The following is a 12,554-nucleotide window of genomic DNA, read 5'->3' as shown; positions in this document are numbered from 1 at the left end:
TGCGAGAAGAGCTGGGGCGTCGTCTCGGGCATTTGCAGAGACAGGCCGAAGCGGCAGAAAAATACAAAGAATACAAAGCCGATGAACGACTGAAAAAAGCCCAGCTTCAGGCCTTGCGTTGGCGGGGCATCGATGAAAAGGTCAGGAATCAGGAACATGTGATTTCCGAGCTGGAAGTCCAGCTGGAAGCGGCCGTCAGTGAGCAGCGCTCCTCCGATGCCGGAATGGAAAAAGACCGCGCCCAGCAGATGGAGTTGAGTGACTACTTCCATGAAACCCAGGCCAAATACTATGGCACGGGCAATGAAATCACCCGGATTGAGCAGACGCTTCGCCATAAGGAAGAGCGGGCCAAAGAACTGAGTCATGACCTGCAGCAGCTTGAACAAAGCTGGCAGGAAGCCCGTGAACAGATGGCTGAGGATCAGTCTCAGCTGGAAATTCTGGAAGAAGAAAAACTGCAGATTGAACCTGAGCTGGAGATGCTTCAGGAGCAGGAATACCAATCCGGTGACTCTCTTGCCCGGGTGGAAGAGGAAGTGCATCGTTTGCAGCAGGAATGGGAACAGTTTAATCAGCGCTCCCACGAGCCTCAGAAAGCAGCTGAAGTGGAGCAGTCCCGAATTCAACATGCTGAAGCCGTACTGGATCGTCTCCATGAGCGTGAACGGCGTCTGCGAGAAGAAAGCAGCAGTCTTGGTGGTGGCGAAGACATTGAAGAGATGGAGCTGCTTTCCGAAAAGCTGACCGAGCTGGAGCTGACCCGCGAAAATCACGAGCTGAAACTGGAACAAGTCACCTCTGACATTGAAGAAAACCGTGTTCAATTTGATCAGTTACAGGAAGATCGTGACAGCCATCGCAATGAACTGAGTATGATCAGAGGGCGTCACGCTTCTCTGGAGGCCCTTCAGCAGGCTGCTATGGGACAGGATACCGGGGTCATGGTCTGGCTGGAGCAGCATGGACTGGCATCTGCACCCAGGCTAGCCGAGAAACTGCAAGTGGAGTCAGGCTGGGAACTGGCTGTTGAAACCGTTCTCGGAGACAGCTTGCAAGCACTTTGTGTTGATGATCTGGATCCTGTTGCAGGGTTATTGGATTCTCTGGAGCAAGGCGCAGCGGTTTTACTGGATGCTTCCGCTCATCAGGTTTCTGAAGAGGCCAGAGGAGCGCTTCACGCTCTGGCTGGCAAAGTACAGTCAGGCAGTGAAGCCAAGGGGTTACTGGCAGGCATTTATGTCACAGATTCGCTGGAAGCGGCTTTATCTGCCCGAACCGCTCTGCAGGCTCACGAATCCATCGTCACAAAAGAGGGGATTTGGCTATCCGGAAACTGGCTTCGGGTCTGTCGCGAAACGGATAATCATTCCGGTGTTCTGGCCCGTCAGCAAGAGCTTGAACAGCTTGGCAGCCGAATGGAAACGTTGGAAGCGCTCAGTCAGCAGGTTGAAGAACGTTTGGCCAACGCCAGGATTCAGGCTGAGCAATTGGAAACCCACCGACAGCAGACTCAACAACAGATTACTGAACTCAACCGAACCCAGGGTGAGGTGAGAGCGGATCTCGGTGCCAGAAAAGTCAGGCTTGAGCAGTTTTCGGAAAGGCGAATTCGACTTCAGCAAGAAATTGCTGAATGTCAGGAGTTAAGTCAGGCTGAACAGGAAAGTATCGGAGAGTCCCGCCTGCGACTTCAGGAGGCTCTGGATCGAATGGAAATGGACAGCGGTCTCAAAGAAGATCTGCTGGAGAAAAGAGAGAAGGGCAGAGAAAAGCTGGAACAGTTGCGGCAGAGTTCCCGTCAGGATAAGGATCGTCTACATCAGCTGGCCTTGAGGCAGCAAACCATCAACAGTCAGGTGGAATCTCTGCGAGCGGCTATCGAGCGACTCAGTCAGCAATCCACCAAACTGAGGGAACGCCGGGAGCTGCTTCAGACGTCACTGTCGGAGTCCCATTCTCCTGAAGGAGAATTGCAAGAACAGTTGGAGATTCTGCTGGCCAGAAGGTTGGAAGAAGACGAAGCGATGCAGAAGGCTCGCAGCGAGCTGGAGGACGTTGAACAACGACTGCAGCAAATGGAAAAGAGTCGGCAGTCCGCCGAGCAAAAAGCCCAGACTGCCCGCTCAAGACTTGAGAAGTTAAGGATGGACTGGCAGGGCATGCAGGTCCGGCGCACGACCCTGTCTGATCAATTGCGGGAAGACCAGTTTGATCTGGATACCGTTCTGGCCAATATGCCGGAAGACGCCAGCGAGAAAGTCTGGGAACAGGAACTGGAAAGATTACAGGCACGGATTGAAAGACTGGGGGCCATCAATCTGGCAGCGATAGAAGAGTACGAAACCCAGTCGGAACGAAAAACCTACCTGGATGCGCAGAACGATGATCTGGAGTCCGCTCTGGAGACCCTGGAAAATGCTATCCGCAAAATCGACCGGGAGACCCGTCAGCGTTTCAAAGTGACGTTTGAGAAGGTGAATTCCGGTTTGCAGGAACTGTTCCCCAGAGTCTTCGGAGGTGGCCGCGCTTATCTGCAGTTGACCGGCGAAGATCTCCTGGATACCGGGGTAGCTATCATGGCGCAACCGCCGGGCAAGAAGAACAGTACTATCCATCTGCTGTCTGGTGGTGAAAAGGCGCTGACGGCGATTGCCCTGGTATTTGCCATCTTTCAGTTGAATCCTTCACCCTTCTGCATGCTTGATGAGGTGGATGCACCATTGGATGATGCTAATGTAGGCCGGTACGCCAAAATGGTTTCAGAAATGAGTGACAAGGTTCAGTTTATCTACATCACCCATAACAAAATTGCCATGCAGGCAGCGAATCAACTAGTGGGTGTAACGATGCAGGAGCCCGGTGTCTCCAGACCCGTATCTGTGGATGTGGAAGAGGCCGCAGCTATGGCAGAACTCTGAACTTTTTCTTATTGAACGGTTAGTTTTTATTCGTTGTTCAGTATAAGAAGTCTGTTTTTGTGTAACCTGAGATTAAACGGTTTGTACAGTTGCACAGGCGACTGAAAAAAGTTATCACTATTTATCGAACTTTGTTAATGATATCCGTGGTTTGCGCTTGAAGGGACAATAAATACTCGCCAAAATAGACTTGTAGGTCAGGATGCTTGACTTACCTGATTCTGGCGGTTGTCGGACAGTGTTATGAAAGTGAAGATTAAAAACGTGTTTCATCAATAATCATAAACAATGGTCTGAATACATATTGTTTTGTTGTAACATGGTAGTACATTTCACTGATTTATAAATTTCAGACTTTTTTGCGTTTTCGGGTTGTTGGTTTTCAGGCGGCAACAACCCACCGGGTAAACAGGCGGCATGGACATGAGTTTACGAGATTGGTTGGTAGTAATCGGAATCGTCGTCATTATTGGCGTTCTGGCTGATGGATACCGCCGTATGCGTCTGGCTAGAAAAAGAGCATCAGAACTGTCTTTCGGTCTTGAAGATGTAAAAGGAAATGAAGACGAGTTTGGCAGTGAATTGCCCAATGGTGGAGCCAGAAGGTCAGAGGCTCCCCCCCAGAAGTTGGAAACAGTGAAGAACTGGGTGCGTTCAGAAGAGTCAACCCATGTTTCTGTGAGGGAGCGGATCGAACCGGAAATATCCAGCCTTGGGTCAGAAATTATGGCGCCTGCCAGGCCGGTGCAAGAGACACCCGCAGAGAAACCGTCTGTTGAGGCTCCGGAAGTTCAGGAAAAATCAGAGCCCTTACCGGTTCTGACTCAGGTTGATGAAGTACCGGAAGTGCCTTCTGTCGAGCCCGGATCCAGAGTAAAAGAGCCTGTTTCCGGTGTTGAAGAACCTGCACCCGTGCAGGAAAGTTTTACTTTTAAGTCTGAGTTTGTTGAAGAACCCCAGGCCGCTGTACCCCCCACATTTGCAAAGACCAAGCCCGCAAGAACTGAGAAAAGTCACCGTTCTGTCAATCAGGAAAAGCTTGCAGACCGTCCTGCAGCCAGTGAAATCCTGGTGATCAATCTGCTGGCAAAAGGTGGTGAAAACTTTGACGGCGCAAGGTTGCTCCAGAGTCTGATGGCTTCAGGCATGCGCTACGGCGATATGTCGATCTTTCACCGTTATGCCAACAAGGATGGAACCGGACAGATCCTGTTCAGCATGGCAAATGGGGTAGAGCCGGGCACTTTTGATATTGGTAAACTGGAATCGACTGATACACCGGCTGTCAGTGTTTTTATGGGATTGCCCGGACCCCGTGAGCCACTCAAGGCGTTTATGCTGATGGAAGAAACTGTACGACAGTTGGCGCTGGATTTGGGTGGAGAACTAAAAGACGAACACTTCAGTGTACTGACGCAACAGACACTGGAGCATTATCGTCAGCGTATTCGCGATTTCGAAAGAAAACAGTTAACCCAGAAGCTGGCTGACTGATCCATCTCTACCTCTCATTAATTTTTATCCTCCCCCGGTCTATCGGGGGCTTCAGTGTACAGGCTCAAGGCGGTTTAGAATCACTCAGGACCGTTTAAGTAACAGAATCATGACCCAAACTACCCTCTCTCTTAAGGAAGCTCAACAGCAAGCTCAAGGGCTGCGAGAGCAGATCAATGATCATAACTATCGTTACTATGTTCTGGACGATCCGATCATTGCCGATGCCAGTTATGATCGGCTGATGCAGCAGCTGAAGTCCATCGAAGCGGATTTTCCCGAGCTGATTACACCTGAATCACCCACCCAGCGAGTGGGTGCTGCCCCCCTGAAAGTGTTTGGCCAGATTCGTCATGAACTGCCCATGCTGTCGCTGGATAACGCGTTTAACGAAGACGATCTCAATGACTTTGACCGCAGAGTCCGTGAGCGTTTGGGCACCGATTCAGCAGTAGAATATGCCTGCGAACCCAAACTGGATGGGATTGCGGTCAGCCTTTTATACGAGAAGGGGGCGCTGATGCGAGGTGCTACCCGTGGGGATGGTACGACTGGCGAAGATATCACTCTGAATGTTCGCACCATTGCTACTATTCCTCTGAAATTGCTGGGTGAAGGTTGGCCTGATCGTCTGGAAGTTCGTGGTGAAATCTTTATGCCCAAGGAAGGTTTTGAAAGGCTGAATAAGAGAGCTAAAGCCCGGGATGAAAAAGTGTTCGTTAATCCCCGCAATGCAGCAGCGGGCAGTCTGAGACAGCTTGACTCGAAAATAACGGCGAAAAGACCTCTGGATATTTACTGTTACAGTGCCGGTGTGGTTGAAGGGGGTGAGTTGCCTGACAGGCATGCGGATATTCTTGAGCGTTTTAAAACCTGGGGCCTGCGGGTCAATCCGGAGCTGCGGGTAGTTAAAGGGGCTGCTGCCTGTGCTGAATACTTTTCCAGAATGAGTGAGAAGCGCGAAGCTTTGCCCTACGAAATTGATGGTATTGTTTATAAGGTCAACCGTCTGGCCCTGCAGGAGCAACTGGGTTTTGTAGCTCGTGCTCCCCGATGGGCCGTTGCCCATAAGTTTCCTGCCCGGGAAGAAATGACCCTTTTGAAAGATGTGGAGTTCCAGGTGGGCAGAACAGGTGCCATTACGCCGGTTGCCCGTCTCGAGCCGGTCTTTGTGGGTGGGGTCACCGTCAGCAATGCAACCCTCCATAATATGGACGAGGTGGCACGTCTGGGTCTGAAAATAGGTGATACCGTTGTGATTCACCGGGCTGGGGACGTGATTCCAAAGGTGGTTCGGGCTATTCCCGACCGAAGACCAGCTGATGCCAGAGATATTGAATTGCCTGAGCGCTGCCCGGTGTGCCATTCAGACGTTGAAAGAGATGAAGACGAAGCAGCAGCTCGCTGCACTGGTGGTCTTTATTGTTCGGCCCAGCGTAAGGAGGCCATCAAACACTTTGCTTCAAGGAAAGCCATGGATATTGATGGCCTGGGTGATAAGCTGGTGGATCAGTTTGTCGAGAAAGGTCTTGTGAATACTGTGGCTGACCTTTACAAACTCGGAGCAGAGCCTATTGCATCCCTTGAGCGAATGGGCAAAAAATCAGCCACCAATCTGGTCAATGCCTTGAAGGCCAGCCAGAAAACGACGCTGGCCAGATTTATCTACGGACTGGGCATTCGTGAGGTAGGTGAAGCGACTGCTCAGAGTCTGGTGGCTCATTATCGTGATCTTGAGGCGATCAAGTCAGCGACGGTCGAGCAGTTACAGGAAGTGGATGATGTCGGTCCTGTCGTTGCTGCTCATATAGAAACGTTTTTCAAGCAGGAGCATAATCTTGAAGTGATGGATGAACTGCTGAAAGTTGGCGTGCACTGGGATGAAGACACCGGACAGGAAGAGGATGTGGATCAACCCTTACAAGGTGAGGTTTGGGTGCTGACAGGAACCCTGCACACTATGACCCGGGATGAAGGCAAGGCCGTATTACAGAAAGTGGGCGCCAAAGTTACCGGCTCTGTCTCAGCAAAAACCACGGCGCTCCTGGCTGGAGAAAAAGCGGGCTCGAAGCTGACCAAGGCTCAAAATCTTGGTGTTCGTGTCGTTACAGAAGATGAGTTTATTGTTTTGATGCAGCAATGGGGAGTCTGATACGTGAAACGGGGACTGGCACTGATCATAATGATAACAGGATTTCTTTTTCTGACCGGCTGTGCCAGCACAACACCGCCTGCCAATCCCCATAACTTATGCAGTATTTTCAAAGAAAAGCGTAGTTGGTATCGACACGCTAAAAAAGCCAATGAAAAATGGGGGACTCCCATTCAGATCATGATGGCTATCATGTATCAGGAATCCTCTTATCGTCATGATGTCAGACCCCCCAGACCCTGGTTCCTGTTTATTCCATTGCCCAGAAATTCATCAGCCTACGGCTATGCCCAGGCCCAGGATGGCACCTGGGAAATGTACCTGAAAGAGAACGGTGGCTGGTTCAGGGGGCGGGATGATTTTGAGGATGCCATTGATTTTATTGGCTGGTATACCAACAAGACCCGTCGTATTAATGGTGTCTCTCTATGGCGTGCTGATTTGCTCTACCTGAATTATCATGAGGGTTGGGGTGGCTATAAGCGTGGGAGTCACAAGAAAAAGCCCTGGCTGTTGAATACGGCTAAAAAAGTCGACAGTCGAGCTTCAAACTACGGTGCCCAGCTTCGACGTTGCAGGCTCTGAACAAGAAGCCTATTGTCACTGAGATGTTGACTAATACATCAAAAATAACTGACCATCAAGGCTGAATAGCCGACCATCAAGGCTGTCCAGTCCACTCAAAGGATTGATCATGGAACCATCGATAGACGTCCAGGTATTGAAAACCTGGCAGACTGTCGGTGAAGTGGGCGTTACCACGGCACCGGTTGAATCCGCAGTGCCTTCACACTCTCCTGCCAATGGTAGTGGATCAACGGCTTTCAAGCCGTATTGTTTTGGTCGCCACCACCATGAAGGTGGATATTGTCGCCACGGATTGGCTGCCTGAAGATGGTTACAGGCCAGGGCCAGTTTAATGTGTCCTTCGATACCTATAGCTGTACTTTTTGAGCGTATCCGATTGCCTGCCAGATTAAAAAGGGGAGGTAACAAGTTGACTTTTGTATCATAATTACCCCTGAGAAAGAAACCATCTCTAAAACGAGCCGGTCTCGTTGAGAGAGGTTTCTTGCCCAGCATATTGTTGTTGATATCAACCGTGTTTCTGAAAATATCCATACTGCTCCCAGCCGGTAGGTAAAAGTCACCCGCGTGTGCCATCTCTCCCTGGAATATATTTTCAATAACAGCGATCTTCTGTAACTGCTGCGTACCGGCATAATAAATATCTATCCCTTTAGGAACAATATCACTCCCGTCGTAGAGTATGGATTTACCTATCATGACGTTATTGGCAAACTGCAGGCCCGAACCCTGGTTCACCGATGCATCAAGGGATCCTGCGCAAGAGAGGAAAAGTCCGGCCCGTCTGACAGACACATAAAACAGGTTATTTTCTACAATCAGTTTCCGGTTATAACAACCAGCATAAATAATAGAAAAAGCCCCCACATTGTTCTCAGGTCCAACGGGCTGGAAAGTAACATGCCTTATGTGACTGTCTCTCGTTTTATCGAAATCGTACATGTCATCAATCATGACCATAGACAGATCTTTAAAACCTGCGTCAACTCTGATAACTATTTCAAAACCGTCGTCTGCTGCACCAATGATGTCCTGACCGTCCTTCAAAACTATTCCTTTATTAATAAGATACTCAATCGGGGTTTTATCCACCGGAGGGAGAGAGGATGTAGAAGTAGAAGACGCAGTAGACACAGTCTCGGAAGAGAGCAGGATAACAGTATTCTCAGGAGCCCGTTTGATCGTCTCACTCAGATCCTCTGTCGGATCAGCAGCGAGAACAATACACTGTCGTCCCTTGACAAGTTCTACGTACTGGCGTAGCCGCTGCTGAACCCCCGGCGTTTGTGCTGGAAGAGAGTCACACAATACTGTCGGCAGAGGAGGATAGGGTGCTATAGAAGAAGAGGTTGAAGCTGGAGAAGAGTTGACGTTTGGAGATTGAGTCGTCCAGGCTTCTGCAAACAAAGCCATTAACAGGAATAAAGGGGCGACTAACCGGGCTAATAAATAGTGTTTCAGCATGATCATGCTCAGAACCCTTTGAAGCAATCGACATGAAGTCTAGACTCTGTATTTATACTTAGCCATCAAAAAAATTGTTCCATTCAGTGCTGTAAAAACTTTTCAGAATTTAATAAAAAAACCTTCTCCATTGGCAACGTTTACACATTGATTTCAATCACAGATCTCCGGGTAGATATTAAGCCCCACCCACGGCACAAAAACCTAATCTTGTTCGTCCTGAATAACCATCTCGTGCAGGGTGTTCAAGTCTGGCACTATCTGCCCGGAAGTCGAGCAGCTTCTTCGTATGTGAGAGCAGAGCCTTTCCTGCATTCATCAGGGATAAAATGATATTACCAAACAGCCGGGTTCCACTTTTCATCGCCTTACGCGTCGAGATTTCTTCAATCCAGCTCACTGCGCCAAAGCTGCCACTGCAGTCCAAATGTGTCGATTCGCTTGGATCGATTTTTGCTGACATACAGTACCATTTGAACAACGAAAGTTCCGAAGGAGGGAGGCTTGTTTCTTAAAGTGGAAAGCTTTGCCTTTATTTATGAAATATCTGGTCTAAAGTTGCTCGGGCTGTCTTAAAAAGGATTACAACGATAAGGAATATCTGTTTCGATTTTTAAATATTAGAAAGATTGAAATGATGAATACCTTAAGATCCGGGTTGGTAGTTGCTCTATTCTCAGCGGTTTATTGCTTCCCCTGTCATGTTTACGGCACGGGTGAGTCAGCGGGCAGTGATGTATTTACAGAAGTTTCAAGTTGCTCTGAATTAAACAGTCGTGCTGACAGGGACGTGTGCAGGCGTCATTTACCTGTTCTTAAAAATCTCATCAGGGAGAAAAGCAATCAGTCATCTTCAACAACTTGCCCGGCTATTTCCCGGAATGCGTTCTTAAGTACTTGCACAGACACTCCTCCAGGCTATAAAGCGGTCAGGATAAGAAAAATATCCGCTACAACAAACAGACTGGGGCATGAGGTTTTTAGAACCATCCATCCGACCTTGTTTATCTTTGATGCAGAGCAAACGTCTGGAAATGGACAAGCTGCCGTTTATGAATTGCCAATGACCGGGCGTAGCAGGCACTTTTCCATAGGTTTCAGCAGTTTTCAGTTACCGGATAACTCTGCTTTTGTGGGGAATCGCATCGATATTCTGCCTGAGTTTGTTATTAAGGGACACAGCTGGTTCCATTACGTGATGTCGGCACCCCATAATGATTCTGTTTATTATCTGGCGAATATCAAGGTCGATTCGAGAAATCCTCTGGATACAGGCAAATCATTCACAGCAGTTGCCACAGTGCCTTCTGTCTCACCCCCGAGAAAACCACGTTATGTACCCGGAGGCGTTCTGAATCTCCGGGGTGCGGGTATCTTTGTTGCAGACAACATCAAGGTGGTGCTTGATCCGGTGGATAATCAGGTAGCGATCAAACTGGTAGAGTTGGGATGTACTGATCATGGTGATGGGAGAGGAACAGAAGAGAGTTTCGTCTATCGATTTATGCATTCTGAATTTGATCTCCTGCAAGGTATACAGAAATCAACACAATATCAAAATGCTGCGCTGACTGTTGATTGCTTTCAGAATAAAGGGCAAGTGCAGTTGACCATGAAAAACACTAAAACCGTCATATCCTTACCCACTGAAACGGCAACGCCTGCACCATTGAAAAGCAGTGGTGTGTTGTTCGATATGCACTTATGGCATAGAGAAAACGTTCTGCACCTGGTTGATTCTACTTATAACAGCATTGTTGATCAGTTTGGCAATGATCTATGCGCCGAGTCAGCCAATCCATCGGACCTTTTTCTCTATATGGGAGGTATCTCGGGTGGCAGGTACTGTTCTGATACTAAAGTAATCCAGGGAACATTCGGATTAAAAGGCAGAGACGAGGCATGGGGCTTGACAGGCGTTGATCAGGCTGATTCGCATAGATGTTCGACTGAATTGGCTAAACGTTACCAACTAGGATTTGCTTCAGTGAAGGCAGGGTCTTCGGCGAGATTTGATGCTGCCTGTAACTCCCCTATGCCGATATCCGATTCTACAACTCAATCACCCCACGTTACTGATACAGGTGCTATGGCTATGAGTAATACTGGCAGAAAAAGATTAAAACCAGGGCAGATAGTGTCTGCAGGTATTGGTGCATTGGTTGTGAATCAGGCCATTACCCATAGCTGGTTCTATTTTTCAAAACATATCAGGCAAGCCTCGGTAAGATACACCAGCCAGATGTTAGCTGCTACTTTAGGTTTGGGCATTCCGCTAGTCCAGCTGATTGAAGTGGTTAGAGATCTCCGGCCATATAAACGTAGATGCGGGTTATACACGAGGCCATCGAGGTGTGTCACATGTCTGAAAAGAGAATGAAATCATACACTGCTGTGTTCAGGTAATCCGCAGTAAAGCTGGCTGTTGTGTCGGGTAAACCGGTGACAGAAACTGCCGGATAGCTTGGGGTTAACTTACCGGCTTTCTCGTGATAATACCTGTCAGAGACTTGGGGCTCATTTCCTATTGCTGAAGACATTGCCTTTCTTTATCCAATTTCCGGTCTAGGATAAATAACGACTTTTCAAAAAGGATTGTCACGGCAAGGATACATCTGTTTTGGCTTTCAAATATGCGGCAGAGTGCAGTTATGAATAGCTTTAGATCGGGCTTGACGGTTGCTCTATTGTCAGTAGTGTTCGCCTTTTCTTGTCATGTTTTCCCCGCAGTTGGGCCAGCGGACAGTTCTGCATATACAGAGGTTTCAAATTGTTCTGAATTAACCAATTGTTTCGATAGGGAGGTGTGCAATCATCATTTGTCGGCTTTTAAGGCTCTCATCAGGGAAAAGAACAATCGGGCATCTTCAACAACAACTTCCCCGACTACGTCTTCAAATATTTCTCTACGCAGTTCTCCGAATCCTTCAGTGACTCCTTCATCAATCCCTGAAACAGTTAAGATAAGAAAGATATCGAGTACAACAGAAAAACTGACTCATGAGGCTTTTGAAACCATCTGTCCAACTTTGTTTATCTTTGATGCAGAGCAATCGCCCGGACAGGAACAACCGGCCGTCTATGAATTGCCATTGTCAGAGCCCGTTTCTGACAGCCATAGAAGAGTCAACAGTTTTCAGTTACCGGACAACTCGGCTTTTGTGGGGAACGGAGCGGATATCTTGCCTGAATTTGTTATTGAGGGAGGCTTACAGCGTCACTACGTGATGTCGGCAACCCATAATAATGCTGTCTATTATTTGGCGAATATCGAAATCGATTCCAGAAACCCTCTGGATATTGGTGTTTCATCAGCCACTGCTTCCTCAGGATATCCCGTTACAACCCCGACCACACAGGATTATATACCGGCGGGTATTCTGAATCTGAGGGGCGCGGGTATTTTTGTTGCAGTCAACATCAGGGTGGTGCTTGATCCAGCGAATAACGATATGAGGATCAGGCCGGTAGATCTGGGCTGTAGCAATCATGGTGAGTTTGGCACAGAAGAAAATTTCGTCTACCGATTTTTGCACTCTGAGTTTGATCTTTCACAAGGTGTACCAGGATCAACAGACACTCAAAACGCTGCACTGAATGTAAGATGTTTTCAGAAAACAGGGCAAGTGCAGTTGACTATGAAAGACACTAAAACCGTTATATCTGTACCCACTGAAACGGATACTCCAACACCCGACGCACCACAGAGCAGTGGTGTGTTGTTCGCTATACACTTATGGCCCAGAGAAAACGTTCTGAGCTTTGTCAATTCTACTTGTAACAGCGTTGTTGATCAGCTTGGCAATGATTTATCCATTGACTCAGCTCATCCGTCGGATCCTGATCACTATATGGGGGGCGACTTTGGCAATTACTGTCATGGCATCAAAATGATGAATGGGGCATTTGGATTAAAAGACAGAGAGCAGGCATGG

At 48.3% G+C, this 12,554-nt stretch carries 8 protein-coding genes; 6 read left to right on the top strand and 2 right to left on the bottom strand.

Features of this window, described 5'->3' with window-relative positions; all coding sequences use genetic code 11:
* The 4 genes from smc to KDK17_RS08605 all read left to right on the top strand — a co-directional run.
* The coding region (smc, locus tag KDK17_RS08620; protein ID WP_257287864.1) for a chromosome segregation protein SMC at positions 1-2,921 on the top strand (2,921 nt) is incomplete at its 5' end.
* 423 nt (positions 2,922-3,344) lie between these two features.
* The gene (gene zipA / locus KDK17_RS08615; RefSeq protein ID WP_257280542.1) at positions 3,345-4,415 is read left to right on the top strand and encodes a cell division protein ZipA; all 1,071 of its coding nucleotides are present in this window, start codon (positions 3,345-3,347) and stop codon (positions 4,413-4,415) included.
* Between the two features lie 109 nt (positions 4,416-4,524).
* Positions 4,525-6,567, top strand: coding sequence for an NAD-dependent DNA ligase LigA (ligA, locus tag KDK17_RS08610; protein ID WP_257276283.1), 2,043 nt, complete (start codon positions 4,525-4,527; stop codon positions 6,565-6,567).
* Between the two features lie 30 nt (positions 6,568-6,597).
* Positions 6,598-7,152 carry a hypothetical protein gene (locus KDK17_RS08605; RefSeq protein ID WP_257276284.1) on the top strand — a complete coding sequence of 185 codons (555 nt, stop codon included), beginning with the start codon at positions 6,598-6,600 and terminating at the stop codon, positions 7,150-7,152.
* 30 nt (positions 7,153-7,182) lie between these two features.
* Here the strand turns inward: KDK17_RS08605 and KDK17_RS08600 are convergent, their stop codons facing one another.
* Entirely contained in the window at positions 7,183-8,625 is a 1,443-nt protein-coding gene (locus KDK17_RS08600) for a hypothetical protein (protein ID WP_257287863.1), read from the bottom strand.
* A 172-nt stretch (positions 8,626-8,797) separates the two neighbouring features.
* On the bottom strand, positions 8,798-9,082 hold the full coding sequence (locus KDK17_RS08595) for a hypothetical protein (RefSeq protein WP_257276286.1): 285 nt from the start codon (positions 9,080-9,082) through the stop codon (positions 8,798-8,800).
* A gap of 171 nt (positions 9,083-9,253) precedes the next feature.
* Between KDK17_RS08595 and KDK17_RS08590 the strand changes: the two genes are divergently transcribed.
* Both KDK17_RS08590 and KDK17_RS08585 read left to right on the top strand, forming a co-directional pair.
* Positions 9,254-10,999, top strand: a complete 1,746-nt coding sequence (locus tag KDK17_RS08590) for a hypothetical protein (RefSeq protein ID WP_257287862.1) — start codon at positions 9,254-9,256, stop codon at positions 10,997-10,999.
* A 550-nt stretch (positions 11,000-11,549) separates the two neighbouring features.
* On the top strand, positions 11,550-12,554 hold a 1,005-nt coding region (locus KDK17_RS08585; protein WP_257276288.1), incomplete at its 3' end, for a hypothetical protein.

This window comes from Endozoicomonas sp. SESOKO2 (genome assembly GCF_024606245.1).
In the GTDB taxonomy this organism is placed as follows: Bacteria; Pseudomonadota; Gammaproteobacteria; order Pseudomonadales; family Endozoicomonadaceae; genus Endozoicomonas_A.
The sequence above is the reverse complement of the archived record's forward strand: the minus strand, read 5'-3'. Positions and strand labels throughout refer to the sequence as shown.